Origin of the sequence: Saccharopolyspora pogona, from assembly GCF_014697215.1 — a bacterium.
Classification (GTDB): Bacteria; Actinomycetota; Actinomycetes; order Mycobacteriales; family Pseudonocardiaceae; genus Saccharopolyspora; species Saccharopolyspora hattusasensis.
The window spans coordinates 4,738,330-4,762,500 of sequence record NZ_CP031142.1 but is presented as its reverse complement, the minus strand read 5'-3'; the positions used below and the strand labels follow the sequence as shown (position 1 = coordinate 4,762,500).

The window sequence follows — 24,171 nt, the reverse complement described above, 5'->3', positions numbered from 1 at the left end:
GATACCTGGTAGGGGTTGCGTGTGCGGGGTTGTGGGACGTTACTGGAAGACGCTACCGAGTCTTCAGCGTTGCTGTGTCGTGTTAGTCGAACAGGTTGGGAAGCCTGGCCGGAGTGGGTGAGAGTCCCGTAGGCGAAAATGCGATCAGTGCGTGTGGTGGTGTTCCCGAGTAGCAGCGCTTTCGTGGAGGGTGCTGTGAATCTGGCGGGACCACTCGCTAAGCCTAAATACTTCCTGGTGACCGATAGTGGATAGTACCGTGAGGGAATGGTGAAAAGTACCCCGGGAGGGGAGTGAAAGAGTTCCTGAAACCGTGTGCCTGCAAACCGTCAGAGCCTTTGGGGTGATGGCGTGCCTTTTGAAGAATGAGCCTGCGAGTTACTGCTGCGTGGCGAGGTTAACCCGTGTGTGGGGTAGCCGGAGCGAAAGCGAGTCTGAAGAGGGCGTTTTTAGTCGCGTGGTGTAGACCCGAAGCGGAGTGATCTACCCATGGCCAGGGTGAAGCGCGGGTAAGACCGTGTGGAGGCCCGAACCCACCAGGGTTGAAAACCTGGGGGATGAGTTGTGGGTAGGGGTGAAAGGCCAATCAAACTCCGTGATAGCTGGTTCTCCCCGAAATGCATTTAGGTGCAGCGTTGCGTGGTTGCTTGGGTGGGGTAGAGCACTGGTTGGTTGATGGGCCTTCGCGGGTTACTGAGATCAGCCAAACTCCGAATACGCCTGAGTTGAGCGTGGCAGTGAGACGGCGGGGGAGAAGCTTCGTCGTCGAGAGGGAAACAGCCCAGAGCATCGGCTAAGGCCCCTAAGTGTGCGCTTAGTGGGAAAGGATGTGGGATCGCCGAGACAACCAGGAGGTTGGCTTAGAAGCAGCCATCCTTGAAAGAGTGCGTAATAGCTCACTGGTCAAGTGGTCCTGCGCCGACAATGTAGCGGGGCTGAAGCGCACCGCCGAAGCCATGCCAATAACACTGTGGTGTTGTTGGGTAGGGGAGCGTCCTGCATGCGGTGAAGCGCCGGAGTGATCCTGGTGTGGAGTGTGTGGGAGTGAGAATGCAGGCATGAGTAGCGAGTGCAGAGTGAGAATCTCTGCCGCCGGATGACCAAGGGTTCCTGGGGAAGGTTCGTCCGCCCAGGGTGAGTCGGGGCCTAAGGCGAGGCCGACAGGCGTAGTCGATGGATAACGGGTTGATATTCCCGTACCCGTGTTGATGCGTCCATAGCGAAACCTTTGATACTAACCATCTTGGTGTGTGTTGATCCTTTGGGTGATATGCGTGCTGGCATGGGACCTGATGGGGCGGTAGTTAAGTGATGGGGTGACGCAGGAGGGTAGCTCTGCCAGTGAGTGGTTGTACTGGTGTAAGCCTGTAGCCCGGTGTGTAGGTAAATCCGCACACCAACAGGGTGAGGGGTGATGCGTAGCCGTTGTGGCGATGTGAGTGATCCCATGCTGTCGAGAAAAGCCTCTAGCGAGTATCTTCACGGCCCGTACCCGAAACCGACACAGGTGGTCAGGTAGAGAATACCGAGGCGGTCGGGTGAACTGTGGTTAAGGAACTCGGCAAATTGCCCCCGTAACTTTGGGAGAAGGGGGGCCACTGCTGGTGAACATCCTTGCGGTGGGAGCTGGTGGTGGTCGCAGAGGCCAGGGAGAAGCGACTGTTTACTAAAAACACAGGTCCATGCGAAGCCGTAAGGCGATGTATATGGACTGACGCCTGCCCGGTGCTGGAACGTTAAGAGGACCCGTGAACCCGTAAGGGTGTAGCGGAGAATTTAAGCGCCAGTAAACGGCGGTGGTAACTATAACCATCCTAAGGTAGCGAAATTCCTTGTCGGGTAAGTTCCGACCTGCACGAATGGCGTAACGACTTCTCCGCTGTCTCGACCACAGGCCCGGTGAAATTGCAGTACGAGTAAAGATGCTCGTTTCGCGCGGCAGGACGGAAAGACCCCGGGACCTTTACTATAGCTTGGTATTGGTGTTTGGTTCGGCTTGTGTAGGATAGGTGGGAGACTGTGAAGCATTCACGCTAGTGGGTGTGGAGTCGTTGGTGAAATACCACTCTGGTCGTTCCGGGCATCTAACTCGGGTCCGTGATCCGGATCGGGGACAGTGCCTGGTGGGTAGTTTAACTGGGGCGGTTGCCTCCCAAAGAGTAACGGAGGCGCCCAAAGGTTCCCTCAGCCTGGTTGGCAATCAGGTGTTGAGTGTAAGTGTATAAGGGAGCTTGACTGTGAGACTGACGGGTCGAGCAGGTGCGAAAGCAGGGACTAGTGATCCGGCACTGGCTGGTGGAAGCGGTGTCGCTCAACGGATAAAAGGTACCCCGGGGATAACAGGCTGATCTTGCCCAAGAGTCCATATCGACGGCATGGTTTGGCACCTCGATGTCGGCTCGTCGCATCCTGGGGCTGGAGTTGGTCCCAAGGGTTGGGCTGTTCGCCCATTAAAGCGGCACGCGAGCTGGGTTTAGAACGTCGTGAGACAGTTCGGTCCCTATCCGCCGCGCGCGCAGGAGACTTGCGGAAGGCTGTCCCTAGTACGAGAGGACCGGGACGGACGAACCTCTGGTGTGCCAGTCGTTCTGCCAAGAGCGTGGCTGGTTGGCTATGTTCGGGAGGGATAACCGCTGAAAGCATCTAAGCGGGAAGCCTGTTCCTAGATGAGGTCTCCCACCCTTTGTGGGTTAAGGCCCCCAAGAGATGATTGGGTTGACAGGCCAGATATGGAAGCACGGTAACGTGTGGAGTTGACTGGTGCTGATAGGCCGAGGACTTGCTCACAAAGATTGCTACGCACCCACTATACGGTTCTGGGACAACAACCAGAACCTATTTGATAATAGAACATGTGTCATTCGTGTTCTGACGCCTGGTTTCCTGTCGTTTTCGGCGGGTTGAGGGTTGTCGGTGGCGATGGCGGGGAGGGTCCGCCCGGTCCCATTCCGAACCCGGTAGCTAAGCTCCCCAGCGCTGATGGTACTGCACTCGACAGGGTGTGGGAGAGTAAGACACCGCCGACACACTATTTGAAGGGGCCCCTTCTTCCATTCCGGAAGAAGGGGCCCCTTCTCATTTCCAGGCGATTCGTCCGGTCTGCCTGCAGAAGTCGGTGGGCGTTCGGATTGCCGGCACGTACCCTCACGGGCATGGGTGGTGTGCGGATTCTCGTTGTCCAGCCGTCGAAGTTGGATCCCCCGGGCGAGCTCGGCGAATGGCTTCTCGCCGCGGGTGCGGAACTCGACGTTGTGCTTCCGTCGGAGCAGCAGCTCCCGGACGGCTTCGACGGCCATCAGGGCGTGGTCGTGCTCGGCGGTGAAATGGGTGCGTACGACGACGCGGAACACCCTTGGCTGGCTGGCGTTCGCGCGCTGCTGAGCAAGGCCGTGGGCGAGCGGGTTCCGGTGTTGGCGATCTGCTTGGGCGCTCAGTTGCTCGCCGCCGCTACCGGTGGCCAGGTTCGTACCGCTCGGAAGGGACCGGAGGTCGGCACCCTGTTGGTGGCGAAGCGGGATGCCGCGGCCGAGGATCCGCTGCTCGGCCCAGTGCCGCTGACGCCTGACGTGTTGCAGTTCCACACCGACGAGATCACGGCCCTGCCGCCGTCTGCGCGGCTGCTCGCTTCCTCGCCGAAGTGCGACAACCAGGCCTTCCGGGTCGGGGACTGCGCGTACGGATTGCAGTTCAACATCGAGACGACCCCGGACATGGTGTTGGAGTGGGCCAGGATGTCGCCGGATGTCGCCGCCGCGGCCCGTCCGGGGCAGCTGGAACCCGAGCACCTGCGGGAGTTCCACGCCGATCTCGCCGAGACGTGGCAGCCGGTCGCCGAACGCTTCGTGCGGTTGGTCGCCATTCCCCCGGAGGAGCGCAGTACCAGCTGGTTCTTGCCCCTGGCGTGATTGTCGTCAGGTTGGGTCTTCACCGGCATTGGATGCGGACTACGGTTCGAACATGGCGAACAGCAACTCGTCCCGATCGGGTTCGGTGCCGTCCACCGCGCGTTACGGGTTCAGCGACGCGTCACGTGCCGAGGCCCAGTTGCGGCGAGTCGGCTGGTGGTCGGATGCCGGCCCGGTGCAAGCCGAGTCGATCGTCGCTGCGCTTTCCCGCGCACCGGATCCGGATCTCGCGCTGCTCGCCCTCGACCGCTTCCAGGAGTTCGCAGGCCCTGCCTGGGCGGAGTTGTCGCAGGCACTCGCGGACGACGTGGGGCTACGCGGGCGTTTGTTCGGTGTGCTCGGCGATTCCACGGCGTTCGCCGATCACCTGGTGGCGAATCCGGCGGACTGGCGTCGGCTGCGGTCGGATGCCGTCCAGCCGAGCACCCTGGAGGAGCGCACCTCGGTGCTGCTGACTTCGGTCGGAGCGGACGGCGACGGGGTGCCGGGCACACCGGGAGGCCCGGTTGCGGAGCTGCGCGGACCCGATGCGGTTAGCGCGCTGCGGAGCACCTACCGGGGGTTGTTGCTGGACGTCGCCGGCAACGATATGGCTAGCGTTGCGGAGCCGTCGTTGCCGGCGATGTCGTATGAGGACGTTGCTGCCGACCTGTCCGACGTGGCGGTCGCGGCGCTGCGGGCGGCGCTGGCGGTCGCCGTCGCGGAGCTGCCGCGGTCCGGCGTGGACGAGGTGCCTAGCCTCGCGGTGATAGCGATGGGCAAGTGCGGTGGGCGGGAGCTGAATTACGTCAGCGACGTCGACGTCGTGTTCGTCGCCGACAGCGAGTCGGACATCCCGGCCGCGACGCGGTTGGCCAGCCTCATGATGCGTGTGGCGAGCCCAGCGTTCTTCGAGGTCGATGCAGCGCTGCGCCCGGAGGGCAAGGCCGGGGCCTTGGTGCGGACGCTTGATGGCCACCTCAGCTACTACCGGCGGTGGGCCCGGACCTGGGAGTTCCAGGCGTTGTTGAAGGCGCGCCCGGTGGCCGGGGACGAGGAGCTCGGTGCTCGCTACCTCGAAGCGGTGCAGCCGCTGGTGTGGACCGCCGCGGAGCGCGAGGGTTTCGTCTCGGATGTGCGATCGATGCGGCGGCGGGTCGAGGACCACGTTCCGTCGGAATTGGTCGAGCGCGAGCTGAAGCTCGGCCGCGGGGGCTTGCGGGACGTCGAGTTCGCCGTGCAGCTGCTGCAAATGGTGCACGGTCGCAGCGACGACTCGCTCCGTTCGAAGTCCACATTGGATGCTTTGCTGGCGTTGGGCGAGGGCGGATACGTGGCCCGCACCGACGCCGCAGACCTGGTGGACTCCTACCGCTTCCTGCGCACGGTGGAGCACCGGCTGCAGCTGCGACAGCTGCGCCGCACCCATCTGTTCCCGCCCTTCGACGACAACGACGCCCTGACCGTGCTCGCCCGCGCGGTCGGCCTTCGCTCCAGCGGCCGGAACACTGCGGCCCAGGCCTTGGTCGCGGAGTTCCGCAGGCACGGCAACAGGGTTCGCCGCCTGCACGAGAAGCTCTTCTACCGCCCGCTGCTGGAAGCGGTCGCGAAGGTCCCCACCGCGGCACTGCGGTTGACCACCTCGGCCGCCGTCGCGCGACTGGCCGCGCTTGGCTACACCTCCCCGGAAGGGGCGTTGCGGCACATCGGGGCGTTGACGTCCGGGGTGTCGCGGCGGGCCAGCATCCAGGGCACCTTGCTGCCGATGCTGTTGGATCTGCTGGCGAACACGCCGGATCCCGATGGCGGGCTGCTCGCCTACCGTAAGGTGTCGGAGGCCTTGGCCGAAACCCCTTGGTACCTGCGGTTGCTGCGGGACGAGGGCGTGGTCGCCGAACGGCTGGCCCAGCTGCTGGGCATTTCGAAACTGGTTCCGGAATTGCTGGTGCGGGCGCCGGAAGTGCTGCGACTGCTCTCGGATACGGCAGCACTCGCCGAGCGCGATCCGATGGAGGCAGCAACATCGTTGCGCAGCGCGGTGGCGCGTTACTCGGAGCCGCAGCGGGCGGTCTCCGCGGCGCGTTCGTTGCGGCGGCACGAGCTGCTGCGCATCGCTTGCGGTGACCTGCTTGGCCTGATGGAACCGACCACCGTTTTCCGGGCGCTGTCGAACATCTGGGTCGCAGTGCTGGAATCCGCGTTGGACGTGTCCATGCGGGACGTGGCCAGCCGGTCGGAAGGCGAGATCCCGGCGCGGATCGCCGTGATCGGGCTGGGACGCCTGGGCGGCGCCGAGTTGGGTTATGGCTCCGATGCCGACGTGATGTTCGTGTGCGAACCCATCGACGGTGCCGACGAGCGGACTGCCGTCCGATTCACCACTTCCGTCGTCGAGCAGGTTCGCCGCTTGCTCGGTGCACCGAGCCAGGATCCGCCGTTGGAGGTCGACATCGACCTGCGGCCGGAGGGGCGGCAGGGCGCGCTGGTGCGGACCCTGGACTCCTACCTGGCGTACTACCGGCGTTGGGGCGAGGCATGGGAGGCGCAAGCCCTGCTGCGAGCGCGAGCCGTTGCGGGCGATCACGACCTGGGGGAGCGGTTTTGCCGGGCCATCGATTCGGTCCGCTATCCGGAGGGCGGGCTGGACGAGGCAAAGGTCCGGGAGATCCGCCGGATCAAGGCGAGGGTCGATTCCGAGCGGCTGCCGCGGGGGGCCGATCCCGCCACCCACACCAAGCTCGGACGCGGCGGCCTGGCCGACGTGGAGTGGACGCTTCAGTTGCTTCAGTTGCAGCATGCACACGAGTTCGCCGAACTTCGAACCACATCGACGGTGGACGGGTTGCGCGCCGCGGCCTCGGTCGGTGTGCTGGAGGCAAGTGATACCGATGAGCTCGTCGAGGCGTGGACGCTGGCGATGCGCGTGCGCAACGCGGTGATGCTGGTGCGCGGCAAGCCCGATGACCAGCTTCCCAAGCACACCCGGGAATTGAGCGCGGTAGCGGCGGCGTTGGGCTATCCGGCCGGAGTGGACACCGGTGAGGTCGTCGATGACTACTTGCGGGTGACGCGGCGCGCTCGCGCCGTCGTGGAACGGGTCTTCTACGGTTCCTGATCGTTGCGCCTAGGGTGGGGTCATGACCGATGAGTTGGGCCAGGCCGAAGAGGCCGACCATCCGCGGATCGTGGCGGCGATCGAGTCGTGGTGGACGGATTCCAGAAGTCCGGCCGCAGCCCGCGAATTGTCCTTGTTGGTGCCGCGGTTGTTCTTGCAGCATTTCTCCGGTACGAGCCTCTTGGCCGAGCGGGGTGGTGAAATGGCGGGCTTCCTGATCGGATTTCTGTCCGCCGACTGCCCCGAGGACGCCTACATCCACTTCGTCGGTGTCGATCCGGCGCTGCGCCGCGGCGGGCTCGCGCGCCGGTTGTACGCCGAATTCTTCGATACCGCGTCCCGCGCCGGTCGCAGCCGGGTCCGCTGCATCACCTCCCCGGTCAACACCGGTTCTATCGCGTTTCACCGGCGCATGGGGTTCGAGCTCGTTCCCGGCGCTACCGAAATCGAGGGGATTGGCGGTGCATCGCGATTACGACGGGTGCGGGCACGACCGGGTTTGCTTCGTCCGGGAAATCTCGCCCGCTTCCGGTAGCTGACCGGGCGACATATGCAATGTGGACTATTCGGGCCGCACCCGGCAGATTGTTCGATTGCGTGAATCGGCGGTAATCGAGTAGTCCGGATGACGTATCGCGGCGCATTGTGATCCGGCATCCTCATTGGACTTATTTCGGGGAAACCCGGTCGGCGGTCCCGCGTTGCCGAATTCGCCAGTAGCCTCGGCGACCAGGGCAGGCGTGGTTCGGGATGGGGGACTGTCGATGTCCGAGGACTTCGAGCTGCTCGTCGACCGGCAGGCGCTGTGCGGGACGGGCCCGCTGTGGATGTCGGCGCTCAATTGCGTGCATTGGGTGGACTTGCTGCGCCGCGAATTGCACACCTATCACCGGGATTCCGGTGCCGACGAAGTGCGGGTGCTGCCGGGCGTGGTGACGGCGCTGGGTGCTACCCGGCACGGGCAGTTGATCGCTGCCGCGGGGAACGGTTTCGCACGGGTGTACCTGGGGCGTGCCGCGTTGGAGCCGGTCGTGCAGGTGCGCAACGGCGACCGGATGAGCGTTGGTGCCTGCGACCCGGCCGGGCGATTCGTGGCCGGAACCCTGACGCACGCCCGCGACCTGCGCGCAAGCGCGCTGTACGTGCTCGACGGAGACCGGGCGCGGTTGCTGGTCGAGGGGGTGACCGGCGTCGGCGGCCTGGCGTGGAGCCCGGATGGTACCCGGATGTACCTGGTCGACACGCGCACCATCTGGGTCTACGACTACGACGTGGACAGCGCGCGGGCGGTGTCCGGGCGGCAGTGGGTGGTGTGCGCGGAGTCCGAGGGCAGCCCGGAGGGCATCGCGGTGGACGCCGAGGGATGCGTGTGGGTGGCGATGCACTGGACCGGGCGGATCCACCGGTACGCGCCCAGCGGGGACCTCGAAACCGTGCTGTGGGCACCGACCCGGCGGATCACCAGCCTCGCCTTCGGTGGTTCGCGGCTGGAGGAGATGTACGTGACTTCGGCGTGCTTCGGCTACGACGAGCTCGGGCTGCGCGAAGACCCCTACGCGGGCGCGCTGCTGCGCTTCAAGCCCGGCACCGTTGGCATGCAACTCCCGCCCTGGCAGGGAATCTGACCCCTGTCGCTAATAACAGCAGCAAAGGGAAGCGGGGTGGGGACCGAAGTCCCCACCCCGCTTCACCGGGCTGTCAGTCGATCACACGTCGAAGTACAGCGAGAACTCGTGCGGGTGCGGGCGCAGGCGGATCGGGTCGATCTCGTCCTCCCGCTTCAGGCTGATCCAGGTCTCGATCAGGTCGGGGGTGAACACGCCACCCTCCAGCAGGAAGTCGTGGTCGGCTTCCAGGTTGTCGATGACCTTGGCCAGGCTGTCCGGCACCTGCGGGACGTTCTTGGCCTCTTCCGGCGGGAGCTCGTAGAGGTCCTTGTCGATCGGCTCGGCCGGCTCGATCTTGTTCTTGATGCCGTCCAGGCCGGCCATCATCATCGCGGCGAACCCCAGGTACGGGTTGCCGGACGGGTCCGGGCAGCGGAACTCGACGCGCTTGGCCTTCGGGTTCGCACCGGTGATCGGGATGCGCATGCAGGCCGAGCGGTTGCGCTGCGAGTACACCAAGTTCACCGGGGCCTCGTAGCCCGGCACCAGGCGGTGGTAGGAGTTCACCGTCGGGTTGGTGAAGGCCAGCAGGCTCGGCGCGTGGTGCAGGATGCCGCCGATGTAGTAGCGCGCCATGTCCGACAGGCCGGCGTAGCCCGACTCGTCGTAGAACAGCGGGCTGCCGTCCTTCCACAGCGACATGTGGCTGTGCATGCCGGAACCGTTGTCACCGAACAGCGGCTTGGGCATGAACGTCACGGTCTTGCCGTGCTGCCAGGCGGTGTTCTTGATGACGTACTTGAACAGCTGCAAGTCGTCCGCCGCGTGCAGCAGGGTGTTGAACTTGTAGTTGATCTCGGCCTGGCCGGCGGTACCGACCTCGTGGTGCGCCCGCTCGATGGTGAAGCCCGAGCCGATCAGCTGCTTGACCATCTGGTCGCGCAGGTCCGCGAAGTGGTCGTACGGGGAGACCGGGAAGTAGCCGCCCTTCAGCCGGGTCTTGTAGCCCCGGTTGCCGCCCTCCTCGTCGCGGCCGGTGTTCCACCAGCCCTCGATCGAGTCGACCTCGGCGAAGCTCTTGTTGGGGGCCTCGCCGAACTTGACCGAGTCGAAGATGTAGAACTCGGCCTCGGCGCCGAAGAACGCGGTGTCGGCGATGCCGGACTCGTTCAGGTACTGCTCGGCCTTGCGCGCGATGTTGCGCGGGTCGCGGCTGTACGGCTCCAGCGTGAACGGATCGTGCACGAAGAAGTTGAGGATCAACGTCTTCTCCGCGCGGAACGGGTCCAGCCGGGCGGTGTAGGGGTCCGGCAGGAGCAGCATGTCCGACTCGTGGATCGACTGGAAGCCGCGCACGGACGAGCCGTCGAAGGCCAGTCCCTCGGTGAATGCATCCTGGTCGAACGCGGTGGCGGGCACCGTGAAGTGCTGCATCACGCCCGGTAGGTCGCAGAACCGGACATCTACGAACTTCACGTCCTCATCGGCGATGAAGCGCAGGACATCGTCAGGATTCTTGAACAACCTCGGTGGCTCCTTCACGCACTCGTACAGCTCACCGACGCAACGCCAAAGGTTCCACCGCCGGCTCACAGTCCACGTTATGCCAGGGGTGTTGCCCCGTCGTCACCCGAATGTTTCGCGGGCGTTAACTGCCGCCTGTTCGGGTGGCCGGGGTTGCGCGCACCGGCCGAGCGTGATGCTCCGCAGGCCGTACGGCAGGGGCACGTACCCTGGATGACGTGCGAAGAGTCATCGGTTCGTGGCTGGACGGCCCGAAGAGCGCATTTAACCACGCGCGCGAGCAGGCCACCGAGGCGCGGCCCGACTGGCGCGGCGAGAAACTGGGCTTGCCCAAGGACGGCCCCGGTTCGGCGGCGCCGCCGGGCAAGCGCCTGCTGGCGTTCGTCATCGACATCCTGCTGGCGGCGCTGATCACCGCCGCGTTCACCGTGCCGGAGTTCCCGGGCGACTGGAGCCTGCTGACCTGGTTCCTGATCACCGTCATCCCGGTGAGCTTCTTCGGTTTCACCCCGGGCATGGCGATGATGCGGATCTGGGTCGCCCGGATCGACGGCGCGGGGATGGTGGGGCCGCTGCGCGCGGTGTTGCGCTGCGGGCTGACGCTGCTGGTCATCCCGGCGGTGATGTGGAACTTCGACGGCCGCTCCTGGCACGACCGCGCCAGCAAGACCATCGTCCTCCGGCGCTGAGGACGACTGCGTACGACTGCGGACGAAGAAAGCGGGCCCGGGTTGCGCACCCGGGGCCCGCTTTCTTCGTCTTGGTTACTTCGCGCGGCGGACGGCGCGTTGCACGTTCCGCATCTTGGCGCCCTGCGGCATGGGGCCCTTGGGCAGCGAGTTGCCGCGGCTGGCCAGCGCCGCCAGCCGGTTCTCGATCGCGTCGACCTGGCCCGGGCCGATGTTGCGCGGCAGCTTCATGATGCGCTGCTGCAGCTTGCTCAGCGGCACCTGGTCCTTCTCGTTGCCGACGGTGATCTCGTAGATCGGCGTCTCCCCGATCAGGCGGGAGACGCGTTTCTTCTCCTGCGCCATCAGCGACTTGACCCGATGCGCGGAGCCCTCTCCGACCAGCACGACCCCGGGCCGCCCGATCAGCCGGTGCACTGCGTCGAGCTGGGCGGTGCCCGCCACGGCCTGGTTCAGCACCCAGCGGCCGCGGAGGTTGTCCAGGGCCCACCCGGCGGCGCCGGGCTGGCCGTCGGCCTTGCGGTAGACGGTCGCCTGCACCCGCCGACCGAAGATGATCACTGCGGCCAGCAGGCCGAAGGCCAGGCCGACCGGGAGGAACACCCAGTGCAGCCCCCAGATGATGCCCAGCAGGAACACCACGACGGTCACGCCGAGGAACGCCCCGAGCATCAGCGGGAGGAGCAGCTTGTCCTCCCGGCGTTGCATCTTGAACGCCTCGAAGATTTGCTTGATGCGGCCCCGGATTGCCTGGCGCCTTGCTTTGGCCGCCGCTTTCTTGGCGGCCTTGTCCTGCTTGGCCATGTTTTTCAGGATACGGCGCGGCCTCTGCCAGTTGCAGGTGCGGTCCGGGATGCGTGACCGACCCGTGAACTCCGCCCCCGAAAAACGCGGTCGAGCGAAGCGAGAGGGGCGCCGTCGACCGAGCAACTCGATCGACGGCGCCCCTCACCTCGGAGAGCATCAGCGGGAGAGCAGGCTGGTGGCCTCCTGGGCGGCGGTGCCGGCCTTGGCTAGGTGGGCCAGGTTGTCCGGCAGCGGCATGCCGCGGTGCACCGTGGCCTTGGCGTACAGGCGGCCGGCGCGGTAGCTGGAGCGCACCAGCGGGCCCGCCATCACACCGGGGAAGCCAATTTCCTCGGCGGCCTTGGTGTGCTCCACGAACTCCTCCGGCTTGACCCACCGGTCCACCGGGTGGTGCCGCGGGCTGGGCCGCAGGTATTGGGTGATGGTGATGATGTCGCAGCCCGCGTCGTGCAGGTCCTGCAGCGCGGGGCGCACCTCCTCCGGGGTCTCGCCCATGCCCAGGATCAGGTTCGACTTGGTCACCAGCCCCGCCTCACGGGCCTCGGTGATCACCTTCAGCGACCGCTCGTAGCGGAAGCCCGGCCGGATCCGGCGGAACACGCTCGGCACCGTCTCCAGGTTGTGCGCGAGCACCTCCGGGCGGGAGTTGAAGACCTCGGCCAGCTGGTCCGGCTTGGCGTTGAAGTCCGGGATGAGCAGCTCCACCCCGGTACCGGGGTTCAGCGCGTGGATCTGCCGGACCGTCTCCGCGTACAGCCACGCGCCGCCGTCGGGCAGGTCATCGCGGGCGACGCCGGTGACGGTCGAGTAGCGCAGGCCCATCGCCTGCACCGACTCGGCGACGCGGCGCGGCTCCTCGACGTCCAGCTCGGCCGGCTTCCCGGTGTCGATCTGGCAGAAGTCGCAGCGACGCGTGCACTGGTCGCCACCGATGAGGAACGTGGCCTCCCGGTCCTCCCAGCACTCGAAGATGTTGGGGCACCCCGCCTCTTCGCAGACGGTGTGCAGGCCCTCGCGGCGAACGAGGCCCTTCAGCTCCGTGTATTCGGGTCCCATCCGTGCGCGGGTCTTGATCCACGACGGCTTCTTCTCGATCGGTGTCTGGCTGTTGCGGGCCTCCAGCCGCAGCAGCTTCCGACCTTCCGGCGCGACAGTCACGACGACAGGCTACGCCCCTGATCCCAGCCGGTCCGAAATGGTGAGAAGCGGTGCGGATTTGCCCAGTGGTCCCCCGGCCGGGGGAGGCATACTGCACAGCCGTGTCGAAAGATTCTTGGTCGGTCCACCTCCGGTGGGCGCCGTGGTTCCGGGTCGTCCGGTTGCGCCTCGCCGGGGACCGCTGGCCGCGGCTGAGCGAGGGGCCGATCTCGGTGGTGCTCCGGTTCGCCTGGCTGCTGCTGCTCGTGCCGGTGCTGCTGGGCTGCTGGTTGGAACTGCTGGTGGTCCTGTTGCTGCTGCCGTTCGTGCTGGTGGGGCGGGCGATGGGGCTGGGGTGGTGGTTGGAGATCCGCACGCGGGGCTGCCGGGCAGGGGTCGTTCGGGTCGGCACCCTGGCCGCGGCTCGCCGACTGCGCCGGGCGCTGCGCGAGCACCTGGGCACCAGGCCTGGGGTGGACGATGCGCATGCACTGCTGGCGGCCGAGGGGGTTACTGACAGTTCCGGATCCTGTGTCAATGTGTGACAGAGCGTAGTGTATTGCTTGCTGACCGAGCGAAAGCCAAGCCCGGTCAGCGGTTTTCCTGCGGCGGCAGGTGAAACACGTCAGGTACCGCGAGTTGCGTGGGAACCGGCCGCAAGGCCAAACGCACGTGGAGACCGTGTCAGACCAGCGTTCGTGCTGGCAGTGGTCGAGGAAGCGTGAAGGCCACCAGCGTGATGGTCAACGCAGGTGGCGCAAGTCATCTGCTCACGGAACGTTTTGACACGTTTCGTGAACGGCGGTCTTCGCACTGGTGGAGATCAGCGCGCGGCGGTGGCGGCTGGTGACGCACCAGCTCAGCCCGTACGGGCGTCGGCGCTGGTTCCTCTGGCGCCGACGGCTTTCGTTCGAGACCGCCGTGGATAGCTTGCCCAGCGGGCTCGGTGACGACCCGATCTCGGCGATCATCGCCGTCCCTTTCCTGCTGTTGTTCGCCGTGCTGTTCACCGGGGCGATGTTGGAGCTGCTGGCGGAGATCGCGTTGCTGCCGCTCGTGTTCCTGCTCAAGCTCTGCCACCTGCTGCCGTGGCCGGTGGAGCTCGTGCGGCAGGGCTCCGCCGAGCTGCAGGTGGAGGTGCGCGGCATGTTCGCCTCCGTGCGTGCCCGGCGGGAGCTGACCGCCGGGCACGCGCTCCAGTTGCCGCTGCCCAGCCTGGTCCGGCGGGTGCCGCGGCCCGTCAGCTGAGCTCGTGGGCGCTCGGCCGGTGGTGCACGTACTCGATCACCGTGCCGTCTGAGTGGCGGACGGTGAACCCCTCGCCGGACGGTGCCCGGAAGCGCTCCTGGACGAAGTCCAGCCCTTCCTGCCGGAAGCGCTTCTCGTAGGGGCCGACGTCGGCGACCAGCAGCGTGCCGACGGTCTGCCGGAACGGGGCCAGGGCCTCGTCGGTGCCCGCGATGATCAGGAAGCCGCCGACGGGCAACGCGGCGTACGCGGCGGTGTGGCCGGAGCCGGTGTTATCCGGGCGCCCGAACCTGCTGTTGGCCCTGGCGGGCAGTCGGTGGCTGCAGGACTTGCTGGTGCCGGAGGAACGGTTCCTCTACGAGCTGTTCCTCCGGTTCCGGGCGCGCGCCGACCGGTTCCCCGGCGACGACGTCGTGGACCGGTTGCGGGAGCTGCGCCCCGACCTGGGGCACTGGTGGAGCTGCCGGGCGGTACGCGAGCTCGGCAGCTGGCCGGTCACGGTGCTGGTCGATGGCCGTCGGTTGCGCTTCGAGTGCTCGCTGCTGCAGCCGGACGGGTCCGCGTTGGTGCTGGTCGAGGCTCCGGCCGACGCGGAGACCCGGGAGTGGATGCAGCTCCGCTCGTGACCTCTGGTTCGGGCATTTTGCTGGTCAATGCCGGTGAGTGCGTCGCGGTGCGATGGCACCCGGGAATGCTCACGAGTGCTGGTCAGGCGGTATGCGTACCTAGAAGCTCGGGATGAGCTTGCGCAGCCGGCCACCGATGCACGGCTGGGACGGCTCGGGGGCGTGGTCGGGACGCTGGTCGAGTCGGGGAGATCGACCCGCTGCCGGTCGACGCGCTGGCCCGCGTCGTGTTCGGCGCTCTGTCTGCGGGCGCCACCGCGATCGCCGGGTCGGGATCGCCCAAGCAGGCCCGCCTCGACATCGGCGAGTGCGTGGAACGGGTCCTCAACGGGTTGCGGCCCGCTCGAGCGAGCGGTCGGCACGGCCCGAACCCCACTACTAGCCTCGGGGACCGTGAGCGAATACTTCAAGTTGCGGATCTTCACCGAGCCCCAGCAGGGCGCGACCTACGACGACTTGCTGCGCGTGGCCAAGCACGCGGAGCAGACCGGCTACGACGCGTTCTTCCGCTCCGACCACTACCTGAAGATGGGATCGGTGTCGGGCGAGCCCGGCCCGACCGACGCCTGGGTGACGTTGGCCGGGTTGGCCCGCGAGACCAGCCGGGTGCGGCTGGGCACCCTGATGACGGCGGGCACGTTCCGGCTGCCCGGACCGTTGGCGATCGCGGTCACGCAGGTCGACCAGATGTCCGGCGGGCGCGTCGAACTCGGCCTCGGCACCGGCTGGTACGAGGCGGAGCACACCGCCTACGGCATCCCGTTCCCGTCGCTGAAGGAGCGGTTCGACCGCTACGCCGAGCAGCTGGAGATCATCACCGGGCTGTGGGGCACCCCGGCTGGCGAGCACTTCCGGTACGACGGCGAGCACTACCAGCTGGCGGATTCGCCGGCGCTGCCCAAGCCGGTGCAGCAGCCCCGGCCGCCGCTGCTGATCGGCGGGCAGGGCAAGAAGCGGACGCCGGAGCTTGCCGCTCGCTTCGCCGACGAGTTCAACCTGCCGTTCGTCGACGTGGACACGGCCGCGAAGCAGTTCGAGCGGGTCGCCGAGGCGTGCACCGCGATCGGTCGGCCGCACCAGGATATCGTGCGGTCCGCGGTTCTGGTGCTGTGCGTCGGCAAGAACAACGCGGAGCTCGCGCGCCGGGCCGACGCCATCGGCCGGGACGCCGAGGAGCTGCGCCTCAACGGCTTGGCCGGGACGCCGAACGAGGTCGTCGCCAAGATCGGGACGTGGCGGGAGCTCACCGGTATCACCCGCCTCTACCTCCAGGTCCTCGACCTCTCCGACCTGGACCACCTCGACCTGGTCGCCGCCGAGGTGGCGCCCCAGCTCTGACCTTCGCGGCGGAACGGGCGCCGCCGACCAGGCTCACACCCCCAACGGGCAAGTTCTTCCGCGATTTCAATGGAAATCGGAGGTCCGATTTCCATTGAAATCGCGGATCCCGATCGGATCGGATTCCAGTCGGATGACCTGTGAACGGCACCTTTGCTCCGCCCGTCGCCCGACCGCCACCCCAGGGCGGCGGCGCGCGCCGCGGTGTCTTAGAAGCCGGGCACAGGTGGCTTCGGCTCAGCGCGTTCCGAGTTGGCCGGCGATGTCGGAGGCAGCGGTGAGCAGGATCAGGGCCGGGATCGTCGCCTGGGCGCGCAACCGGTAGGTGCCGCGCTTGTCCTGCTCCACCAGGCCGCACGCCGTCACGCTCTTCAGGTGGTGGTAGAGCCGGCCGGTGGAGCCCAGGCCCGCCGCTTCCAGGAGTGGATTTCGATCTGTCAGCCGAACCCGATCAGCGCAGGCTCGGGTCCAGCGAGAGTGTCACCCCGGCGGCGCTCGGCTGCTCGCGCGGGATGTTGCGCTCGCTGACCGGCAACTCGCCTTCAAGCGCGTCCAGCACGCTCTGCTGGACCAGCGGCATCGCCTCGGCGATGGTGACGGTCCGACCGGTCTCCGCGGTCAGCGAAGTGGTGCCCACGTCCCTGATGCCGCACGGCACGATCCGGTCGAAGTGGCTCAGGTCGGCGTTGCAGTTCAGCTCCAGCCCGTGCATCGTGATGCCCCTCTGCACCCGGATGCCGATCGCGGCGATCTTGCGCTCCGGAAGTCCGTCCGCTGCGGGCAGCCAGACGCCGCTGCGTCCCTCGACGCGGCCCGCCTCCAGCCCGAACTGGTCGCACACCCAGATCAGCGCCTGCTCCAGGCGGCGGACGTAGTCGACGACGTCGATCGGGTCTGCCAGCTTCAGGATCGGGTAGCCGACGATCTGCCCCGGGCCGTGCCAGGTGATCTTGCCGCCGCGGTCAACGTCGATGACCGGCGTCCCGTCCGTCGGGCGGTCCTCCGGCGAGGTGCGCTTGCCTGCCGTGTAGACCGACGGGTGCTCCAGCAGCAGCAGGGTGTCCGGGTTCTGCTCCTCGGCGCGGCCGGTGGCCAGCTCGCGCTGCAGGTCCCAGGCGGAGAGGTAATCGATGGTTCCCAGGTCACGCACGGCCATCGGATCGGCGGATGCGCGGCACGAAGTATTGGCACGACTCACGCGGCCAGGCTACGCCCCGGGCCCAGCGACAACGGCCCAAGGCTCACCCCGAGACGGCCGCCGCCAGCGCCGCCCCGATAGACGGGTGCTGGAAGGTGAACCCCTGCGCCTCCAGCACCGTCGGCACCGCGCGTTGCCCACCGAGGACCTGGTCGGCGAGCTCCCCGAGGACGATCCGGAGCGCGAAGCCCGGCACGATCCACGGCGCGGGCCGGCCCAGCGCCTCGCCCAGCGCGCGAGTGAACTCCGCGTTCGTGACCGGTGCCGGCCCGGTCAGGTTCACCGGACCGGAAACCTCGGGCCGCTCCAGCACGAACCGGATCGCGGCGACCTCGTCGTCCAGCGAGATCCACGGGAAGTACTGGCTGCCGTCGCCGAGCCGGCCGCCGAGCAGCAGCGAGAACAGCGGCCGGAGCTGCCCGAGCAGCCCACCGGACGGGGCGAGCACCAGCCCGCTGCGCAGCAGCACCACCCGGGCACCGGCCTGCGCGGCCGCGCCGGTGGCAGCCTCCCATTGGCGGCATAGGCCGGCCAGGAAGTCCGTGCCGGGCGCGGAGGTCTCGGTCACCGGTTTCGAGCCGGTATCGCCGTAGAAACCCACCGCAGACCCGTTCGCAAGCACCGGCACGCCCTTCGCGGCGACGGCCTCGGCGAGCACCTGCGTCGGCCGCACCCGGGAGTGCACGAGCAGCCGCTTGCGCTCCGGCGTCCACCGCTTGTCGCCGATGCCGGCTCCGCAGAGGTTCACGACCGCGTCGGCACCGTCCAGCGCATCCGCGTCGAGCTGCCCGGTCTCCGGATCCCAGCCCCGCTCGTCGGGGGCTTGGGGGAGGCGGCGGACCAGCCGGACCACGTTGTGCCCGGCCTGCCGCAACCCGGCGACCAGGGACGTGCCGATCAAACCGGACGAACCGGCGACAACCACGCGCATGCCCGGCATCGTCTCGCACCGGTCGGCGCGGTGCTAGCCGCCGGGAACTGGAACGAGTGAAAGGGGTCGCCCACCGATCGGTGGGCGACCCCTTTCACTCTTCGCTAGGTCACAGACCCAGGTCGGCCTCGAACGCGCCTTCCTCCAGCCGCTGCTTGAGCGTGGCCAGGAAGCGGGCGGCGTCCGCGCCGTCGACCAGCCGGTGGTCGTAGGTCAGCGCCAGATAGACCATCGAGCGGATCGCGATGGTGTCGCCACCGTTCTCGTCGGCGACCACCACCGGGCGCTTCACCACCGCGCCGGTGCCGAGCATGCCCACCTGCGGCGGGTTCAGGATCGGCGTGTCGAACAACGCGCCGCGGCTACCGGTGTTGGTGATGGTGAAGGTGCCACCGGACAGCTCGTCCGGCTTGATCTTGTTGGTGCGGGTCCGTGCCGCCAGGTCGGCGATCTTGCGGGCCAGCCCGCCGAGGTTGAGGTCACCGGCGTCGTGGATCACCGGCGAGACCAGGCCGCGCTCGGTGTCCACCGCGATCGACAGGTGCTCGGCACCGTGGTAGGTGACCTGCTTGTTCTCGTCGTCGATCGAGGCGTTCAGCTTCGGGTGCAGCTTCAGCGCTTCGGCGGCGGCCTTCGCGAAGAACGGCAGGAACGAGAGCTTGACGCCTTCGGACGCCTCGAAGTTCGCCTTGGCGCGCTCCCGCAGCCGGGCGATCCGGGTCACGTCGACCTCGATCACCGTCGTCAGCTGCGCCGCGGTCTGCAGCGACTCCACCATCCGGCGGGCCAGCAGCTGGCGCAGGCGGGACATCTTCTGCGTGGTGCCGCGCAGCGCCTTGGCCTCCGCCGACGGCTCCGCCACCGGCGCCGGAGCGCTCGGCGCGGCCGCAGCGGCCGGGGCGGTGGGCGCCGGGGCCTGCTTCGCGTCGATCGCGGCCTGCACGTCCTGCTTGCGGATCCGGCCGCCGACACCGCTGCCCCTGATCGCGGACAGGTCGATGCCGTGTTCGTTGGCCAGCTTGCGGACCAGCGGCGTCACATACGGCGTGCCGGTGGTCGCCGCCGGCTCGGCCGGGGCCGGAGCCGCCGGGGCCGGAGCTGCGGGCGGCGCAGCCGGAGCAGGGGCCGGAGCGGGCGGGGCCGGCGGAGCCGCGGGCGGGGCGGGCGGCGCGGGAGCCGCGCCGGCAGCGCCGATCACGGCCAGCTTGGCGCCGACCTCGACGGCGTCGTCCTCACCTGCGGCGATCTCCAGCAGGGTGCCGGCCACCGGCGACGGGATCTCGGTGTCGACCTTGTCGGTGGAGACCTCCAGCAGGGGCTCGTCGACCTCGACGGTGTCGCCGACCTGCTTGAGCCACCGGGTCACAGTGCCCTCGGTGACGCTCTCGCCAAGCGCCGGCATGTTGACGTCCGTGCCTGCCGCGCCACCAGCCGGAGCGGTCGAGGCAGCGGCGGGGGCCGGAGCCTCCGGCTGCGGCGGGGCGGGCTGCTCGGCCGCGGGCTCGGCCGGGGTGGCGGGTGCGGCCGGGGCCGGAGCGGGGGCCGCTGCTTCGCTGCTGTCGGCGATCACGGCGAGCTCGGCACCGATCTCGACGGTGTCGTCTTCCTGGGCGATGATGCGCTGAAGCACACCGGCGGTGGGCGACGGGATCTCGGTGTCGACCTTGTCGGTGGAGACCTCCAGCAGGGGCTCGTCGACCTCGACGGTCTCGCCCTCCTGCTTGAGCCACCTGGTGATCGTTCCCTCGGTGACGCTCTCGCCGAGTGCCGGCATCTGAACGGAGAAGGCCATGTCTTGCTGACTCCTCGTGGTGTGGCGGGGTGCTGGCTGACTGCGGAGCCGACGTCAGCCGTGCACGTGCAGCGGCTTGCCGGCCAGGGCGAGGTGCGCCTCGCCCAAGGCTTCGGTCTGGGTGGGATGGGCGTGCACCAGCGGAGCGACGTCCTCCGGCAGCGCCTCCCAGTTGTAGATCAGCTGCGCCTCGCCGATGAGCTCACCGACGCGGTCGCCGACCAGGTGCAGGCCGACCACCGGGCCGTCCGTGGCGCGGACCAGCTTGACCGCGCCCTGGGTCTTGAGGATCTGGCTCTTGCCGTTGCCGGCCAGGTCGTAGGTGAAGGTCTCCACCGAGCCGTACTGTTCCTTTGCCGCAGCCTCCGTCAGGCCCACCGAGGCGACCTCGGGGTGGCAATAGGTCACGCGCGGGATGCCGGCCTCGTCGATCGGCTGCGGGTTGAGCCCGGCGATGTCCTCGGCGATGAAGATGCCCTGCTGGAAACCGCGGTGCGCCAGCTGCAGGCCGGGCACGATGTCGCCGACGGCGTAGACGCCAGGCAGGTTGGTGCGCAGCCGCTCGTCGGCAGGGACGAAGCCGCGCTCCATGTGCACCCCGGCGGCCTCGAAGCCGTGCCCTGCGGTGTTCGGGCCGCGGCCGACGGCGACCAGCAGCAGGTCGGCGTCGTAGGTCTCGCCGTTCTCCAGGCTCACCGAGACGCCGGAGGCGGTCTGGGTCGCGCCGGTGAACTTGACGCCGGTCTTGAACTTGATGCCGCGCTTGCGGAAGGCGCGCTCCAGGCGCTTGGAGGCGAACTCGTCCTCGTTGGGCACCAGGTGCGGGAGGGCTTCGACGATGGTCACGTCGGCGCCGAAGGAACGCCACACGCTGGCGAACTCCACGCCGATCACGCCGCCGCCGAGCACCACGACCTTCTCCGGGATGAAGTCGAGGTTCAGCGCCTGTTCGCTGGCGATGACCTTGCCGCCCAGCTCCAGGCCCGGCAGCGTCTTGGAGTAGGACCCGGTGGCCAGGACGACGTTCTTGCCGGTGTACCGGGTGCCGTTGACCTCGACGGTCTTGGCGTCGACCAACGTGCCGGCGCCCTCGACCAGGGTTACCTTGTGCGCCTTGGCCAGGCCCTGCAGGCCCTTGTACAGGCCGGCGACGATGCCATCCTTGTACTTGTTGACGCCGTCGATGTCGATGCCTTCAAGGGCGGCGCGGACGCCGAACTGATCGGCATCGCGGGTGGAGTCGGCGACCTCGGCGGCGTGCAGCAGCGCCTTGGTCGGGATGCAGCCTCGGTGCAGGCATGTCCCACCGAGCTTGTCCTTTTCGATAAGGACGACGGACAGGCCTAGCTCGGCCGCGCGGAAGGCGCAGGCGTAGCCGCCCGAACCGCCGCCGAGAATGACCAGATCGGCGGACGTGTCGGTCACTTCGCACTCCTCGACAGACATCGTTGACTAGCTGATGGCGTCGCCGGAACGGGGGTTCACGGTCGCCTGACAGCCATCTTGTCACCACACGACGGGCGTACGCGACGTGGGCTGGGTGATCTGTGCTGCACTGCCGAGGATCACAGCGGCGCCGTTGGAGCCGAGTGACTGGAGTGAATGTTTTTCACACGCACCCCATGCCGCCGGTGGCATCATCGGAAACAGCTGCTGTTCGACATCCGCTGCGACGGGAGGCGAGTCCGGTGGGCCTGTTCGCTCGGTTTCGTGGGAAGCGCTCGGGCGGGTTGCGCGGTGCGAGTTCGTCGGACGCCGAGCACTTGATCAACTGGGCCGCGCAACGCAGAGGCGTCGAGGGATACCTGGAACCGCGCACGACCGTGACCGAGACGACGCTGATGCTCATCGCGCACGACGGCGAGTGGACCCGGCGGCGGGTGGACGGCCCGTCGGCCGCGCACCGGCTGACCCGCAAGATCGGCATCCCGCTCTACGAGGTGTCGAAGGTCGGCTACCCGCAGCGGATGCGGGACTACCAGGCCCGCCAGCGCATCCTCCGCGACCAGGCCCGCAGAGCAGCCGACGGCTAGGAGCGGCGAAGCCGCCGCCGCCGGTGTTCGGGTGTCTCTTTGGAGCGGCGAAGCCGCTAGTGTCGCGCGGCGGTCGTCAGTTCGCGATGCGGGTGGTCGGGGTGCAGTTGACCGGGAAGGTCACCGACTTCGCGATGTAGCAGAGCTCGTGGGCACGTTCGTGCAGGGCCTCCGCCACGTCCACGCTCGCCCGGTCGGCCACCGTGACCTGGGGCGCGAGCCGCACCTCTTCGAACTGGCCGGAGCCGTCCGGGTTCTCGGTGAGGATGCCGCGAGCCTGGTCGTGGTAGCCGGTGACCACCACACCGCAGTCCGCAGCCAGGTGCAGGAACCAGAGCATGTGGCACTGCGACAGCGATGCGACCAGCAGTTCTTCCGGGTTGTAGCGGTCCGCGTCGCCGAGGAAGACCGGGTCCGCGGAGGCGTCGATGGCGTCCTTGCCCGCTGCGCGCACCTCGTGGGTGCGTTCGTAGCTGCGGTACGAGCTGGTGCCCTGCCCGGTGTTGCCGGTCCACACCACATCGACCTTGTATCCGTGCCGTGCCGCGCTGGGCGCGGTCGGTGTCGTTTCGGTCATCGACCCATCGTGGCACTCCGGCGCCGCGCTGTGGTGATCTTTTTGAGGTTCGGATCACAAATACGCCACTTCGGCGGAGTAGAACTACGCACCGAGCGGGGGCCGTGAATCCGGCGGGCGGCTGTTGCAGCGCGAAGGACTCACGGCCCCGACCTGTCAGGAAATTGTGCTCAGCCCCGGTCGGCGATGTCGGCCAGCACAGCCGCCATGGTGCGGACCGGGACGCCGGTGCCGCCCTTCGGGGTGTAGCCCCACGGCGCGCTCGTGTTGTAGGACGGGCCCGCGATGTCCACGTGCGCCCACTGCACGTCGTCGGCGACGAACTCCTCGATGAAGATGCCTGCCGCGAGCATGCCGCCCCAGCGGTGCCCGGTGATGTTGGCGAGGTCGGCGAGCTTGGAGTCCAGGTCACCGCGCAGCTCCTCGGGCAGCGGCATCGGCCAGCCGCCCTCGCCGACGGCCTGCGACAGCCGCGCCACCCGGTCGCGGAACTCCCCGCTGCCCATCACGCCGGGGGTGCGCTTGCCCAGCGCCACGACCTGCGCACCGGTCAGCGTGGACGTCTCGATCAGGTAGTCCGGCTCGTCCTCGCAGGCCCGCGTGATGGCGTCGACAAGGATCAGCCGGCCCTCGGCATCGGTGTTGAGCACCTCGACGGTCTTGCCGCCGTACATGGTCAGCACATCGCCGGGGCGGTAGGCGGTGCCCGACGGCATGTTCTCGGCCATCGGGACGGTCGCGGTGATGTCCAGCGGGTAGTTGAGCCGCGCGGCCAGCAGCATGGTGGCGATCACGGCGGCGGCCCCGGACATGTCCGAGGTCATGTCCTCCATGCTCGCGGCGGGCTTGATCGAGATGCCGCCCGTGTCGAACGTGACGCCCTTGCCGATCAGCGCGACCTTCTTGGCCGCCTTCGGGCCCTTGTGCCGCAGCCGCACCAGGCGCGGCGGGCGGGCGGAACCGGCGCCGACGCCGAGGATGCCGCCGAAGCCCTGCTTGCGCAGCGCGTTGTCGTCGAGGACCTCGACCTCCAGGCCCGCTGCGCGCCCGAGTTCGGCGGCGCGCTCGGCGAAGGACGCCGGGTACAGGTCGTTGGGTGGGGTGTTGATCAGGTCGCGGGCGGTGTTGACCGCCTCACCAATCGCGGTGGCGCCCTTCAGCGCGTGCGCGTTCGCATCCGCCTTGGCGTCGCCGACCACGAAGTCCACCTTGGACAGCGGGCCGTCGCCGGACTGCGACTTGTACGAGGTGAACGCGTAGGCGCCCATCACCGTGCCCTGTACCGCCGCCGACAGGTCCACAGCGGACAGCGTGGTGGCGGCCTGCTCGACGCCGCTCAGCGACCGGGCCGCAGCGCCGGAGGCCCGGCGCACCACCTCGCCGGACACCCCGCCGTTCGCCGCGGGCTTGCCTAGCCCGACGGCGACCAGCACGTCGGCGCGCAGCTTTCCGCCAGCGGGCAGCTTGACGACCTCGTCCGCCTTGCCCGTCGCGCCCAGCGAGGTGAGCACCTTCGCCAGGTCTCCGTCGTACGCTGCGGCGACCTGGTCGGCACCGGGCGCGAGCTGCAGGCCGTCGGCGCCCTGGACGGTTCCGACGACGAGCGCGTCCGCGGTCAGCTTGGCCACCGCCGTGTCGGTCAGGGCGAGTTTCGGGGTCGTCACG

The 24,171-nt window shown here is 67.9% G+C and carries 21 protein-coding genes, 2 rRNA genes and 1 pseudogene (1 of these 24 only partly in view); 13 read left to right on the top strand and 11 right to left on the bottom strand.

Annotated features, from left to right (window positions below; genetic code table 11):
• From DL519_RS21780 to DL519_RS21755, 6 genes are all read left to right on the top strand, one after another.
• Nucleotides 1–2,787: ribosomal RNA gene (locus DL519_RS21780) — 23S ribosomal RNA — on the top strand (it extends 286 nt beyond the left edge of the window).
• A gap of 122 nt (nucleotides 2,788–2,909) precedes the next feature.
• Nucleotides 2,910–3,026 (top strand): 5S ribosomal RNA (gene rrf, locus DL519_RS21775).
• Between the two features lie 126 nt (nucleotides 3,027–3,152).
• Nucleotides 3,153–3,905, top strand: a complete 753-nt coding sequence (locus tag DL519_RS21770) for a type 1 glutamine amidotransferase (RefSeq protein ID WP_190824140.1) — start codon at nucleotides 3,153–3,155, stop codon at nucleotides 3,903–3,905.
• A gap of 52 nt (nucleotides 3,906–3,957) precedes the next feature.
• Nucleotides 3,958–6,999, top strand: a complete 3,042-nt coding sequence (locus DL519_RS21765) for a bifunctional [glutamine synthetase] adenylyltransferase/[glutamine synthetase]-adenylyl-L-tyrosine phosphorylase (RefSeq protein ID WP_190817529.1) — start codon at nucleotides 3,958–3,960, stop codon at nucleotides 6,997–6,999.
• Nucleotides 7,000–7,021: 22 nt separating this feature from the next.
• Nucleotides 7,022–7,534, top strand: coding sequence for a GNAT family N-acetyltransferase (locus DL519_RS21760; RefSeq protein ID WP_317891384.1), 513 nt, complete (start codon nucleotides 7,022–7,024; stop codon nucleotides 7,532–7,534).
• 229 nt (nucleotides 7,535–7,763) lie between these two features.
• Nucleotides 7,764–8,624: an SMP-30/gluconolactonase/LRE family protein gene (locus DL519_RS21755; RefSeq protein ID WP_190817527.1), complete on the top strand. Its 861-nt coding sequence runs from the start codon at nucleotides 7,764–7,766 to the stop codon at nucleotides 8,622–8,624.
• An 81-nt stretch (nucleotides 8,625–8,705) separates the two neighbouring features.
• On the opposite strand, the gene glnA is transcribed toward DL519_RS21755, so the two are convergent.
• A complete protein-coding gene (glnA, locus tag DL519_RS21750; RefSeq protein ID WP_190817525.1) occupies nucleotides 8,706–10,130 on the bottom strand; it encodes a type I glutamate--ammonia ligase in 1,425 nt (474 codons plus the stop codon).
• Nucleotides 10,131–10,348: 218 nt separating this feature from the next.
• Between glnA and DL519_RS21745 the strand changes: the two genes are divergently transcribed.
• Nucleotides 10,349–10,819 (top strand): RDD family protein, encoded by a 471-nt coding sequence (locus DL519_RS21745; RefSeq protein ID WP_190817523.1) that lies wholly within the window; start codon nucleotides 10,349–10,351, stop codon nucleotides 10,817–10,819.
• Nucleotides 10,820–10,894: 75 nt separating this feature from the next.
• On the opposite strand, the gene DL519_RS21740 is transcribed toward DL519_RS21745, so the two are convergent.
• Both DL519_RS21740 and lipA read right to left on the bottom strand, forming a co-directional pair.
• Nucleotides 10,895–11,623 carry a DUF4191 domain-containing protein gene (locus DL519_RS21740; RefSeq protein ID WP_190817521.1) on the bottom strand — a complete coding sequence of 243 codons (729 nt, stop codon included), beginning with the start codon at nucleotides 11,621–11,623 and terminating at the stop codon, nucleotides 10,895–10,897.
• A 159-nt stretch (nucleotides 11,624–11,782) separates the two neighbouring features.
• Nucleotides 11,783–12,784 (bottom strand): lipoyl synthase, encoded by a 1,002-nt coding sequence (lipA, locus tag DL519_RS21735; RefSeq protein WP_190817519.1) that lies wholly within the window; start codon nucleotides 12,782–12,784, stop codon nucleotides 11,783–11,785.
• 101 nt (nucleotides 12,785–12,885) lie between these two features.
• On the opposite strand from lipA, the gene DL519_RS21730 reads away from it, so the two are divergent.
• Entirely contained in the window at nucleotides 12,886–13,308 is a 423-nt protein-coding gene (locus tag DL519_RS21730) for a hypothetical protein (RefSeq protein WP_190817517.1), read from the top strand.
• A gap of 301 nt (nucleotides 13,309–13,609) precedes the next feature.
• Nucleotides 13,610–14,011 (top strand): hypothetical protein, encoded by a 402-nt coding sequence (locus DL519_RS21725; protein WP_190817515.1) that lies wholly within the window; start codon nucleotides 13,610–13,612, stop codon nucleotides 14,009–14,011.
• Here DL519_RS21725 and DL519_RS21720 read toward each other — a convergent pair.
• Complete coding sequence (locus tag DL519_RS21720) at nucleotides 14,004–14,249, bottom strand: hypothetical protein (RefSeq protein WP_190817513.1); 246 nt, start codon at nucleotides 14,247–14,249, stop codon at nucleotides 14,004–14,006. The two genes, DL519_RS21725 and DL519_RS21720, sit on opposite strands and share 8 nt — an antisense overlap.
• On the opposite strand from DL519_RS21720, the gene DL519_RS21715 reads away from it, so the two are divergent.
• The 3 genes and pseudogenes from DL519_RS21715 (at nucleotide 14,224) to DL519_RS21710 (ending at nucleotide 15,975) form a co-directional block, all read left to right on the top strand.
• Nucleotides 14,224–14,637: an MmyB family transcriptional regulator gene (locus tag DL519_RS21715; RefSeq protein ID WP_190817511.1), complete on the top strand. Its 414-nt coding sequence runs from the start codon at nucleotides 14,224–14,226 to the stop codon at nucleotides 14,635–14,637. The genes DL519_RS21720 and DL519_RS21715 overlap by 26 nt on opposite strands.
• A 227-nt stretch (nucleotides 14,638–14,864) precedes the next feature.
• Nucleotides 14,865–14,912: pseudogene (locus tag DL519_RS50240) on the top strand (hypothetical protein); the annotation flags it as partial.
• A gap of 118 nt (nucleotides 14,913–15,030) precedes the next feature.
• On the top strand, nucleotides 15,031–15,975 hold the full coding sequence (locus DL519_RS21710; RefSeq protein ID WP_190817509.1) for an LLM class F420-dependent oxidoreductase: 945 nt from the start codon (nucleotides 15,031–15,033) through the stop codon (nucleotides 15,973–15,975).
• 237 nt (nucleotides 15,976–16,212) lie between these two features.
• Here the strand turns inward: DL519_RS21710 and DL519_RS48855 are convergent, their stop codons facing one another.
• From DL519_RS48855 to lpdA, 5 genes are all read right to left on the bottom strand, one after another.
• A complete protein-coding gene (locus DL519_RS48855; RefSeq protein WP_263399683.1) occupies nucleotides 16,213–16,341 on the bottom strand; it encodes a hypothetical protein in 129 nt (42 codons plus the stop codon).
• An 85-nt stretch (nucleotides 16,342–16,426) separates the two neighbouring features.
• On the bottom strand, nucleotides 16,427–17,173 hold the full coding sequence (lipB, locus tag DL519_RS21700; protein WP_190817507.1) for a lipoyl(octanoyl) transferase LipB: 747 nt from the start codon (nucleotides 17,171–17,173) through the stop codon (nucleotides 16,427–16,429).
• A gap of 43 nt (nucleotides 17,174–17,216) precedes the next feature.
• Nucleotides 17,217–18,104 carry a TIGR01777 family oxidoreductase gene (locus tag DL519_RS21695; protein WP_190817505.1) on the bottom strand — a complete coding sequence of 296 codons (888 nt, stop codon included), beginning with the start codon at nucleotides 18,102–18,104 and terminating at the stop codon, nucleotides 17,217–17,219.
• Nucleotides 18,105–18,213: 109 nt separating this feature from the next.
• Nucleotides 18,214–19,896, bottom strand: a complete 1,683-nt coding sequence (gene sucB, locus DL519_RS21690) for a 2-oxoglutarate dehydrogenase, E2 component, dihydrolipoamide succinyltransferase (protein WP_190817503.1) — start codon at nucleotides 19,894–19,896, stop codon at nucleotides 18,214–18,216.
• 54 nt (nucleotides 19,897–19,950) lie between these two features.
• Complete coding sequence (lpdA, locus tag DL519_RS21685) at nucleotides 19,951–21,321, bottom strand: dihydrolipoyl dehydrogenase (RefSeq protein WP_190817501.1); 1,371 nt, start codon at nucleotides 21,319–21,321, stop codon at nucleotides 19,951–19,953.
• Nucleotides 21,322–21,584: 263 nt separating this feature from the next.
• Between lpdA and DL519_RS21680 the strand changes: the two genes are divergently transcribed.
• Nucleotides 21,585–21,929: an oxidoreductase gene (locus tag DL519_RS21680; protein WP_190817499.1), complete on the top strand. Its 345-nt coding sequence runs from the start codon at nucleotides 21,585–21,587 to the stop codon at nucleotides 21,927–21,929.
• Nucleotides 21,930–22,005: 76 nt separating this feature from the next.
• On the opposite strand, the gene DL519_RS21675 is transcribed toward DL519_RS21680, so the two are convergent.
• Both DL519_RS21675 and DL519_RS21670 read right to left on the bottom strand, forming a co-directional pair.
• Complete coding sequence (locus tag DL519_RS21675; protein WP_168587251.1) at nucleotides 22,006–22,506, bottom strand: OsmC family protein; 501 nt, start codon at nucleotides 22,504–22,506, stop codon at nucleotides 22,006–22,008.
• Between the two features lie 170 nt (nucleotides 22,507–22,676).
• Nucleotides 22,677–24,170: a leucyl aminopeptidase gene (locus DL519_RS21670; RefSeq protein WP_190817497.1), complete on the bottom strand. Its 1,494-nt coding sequence runs from the start codon at nucleotides 24,168–24,170 to the stop codon at nucleotides 22,677–22,679.
• Nucleotide 24,171: the final 1 nt, after the last annotated feature.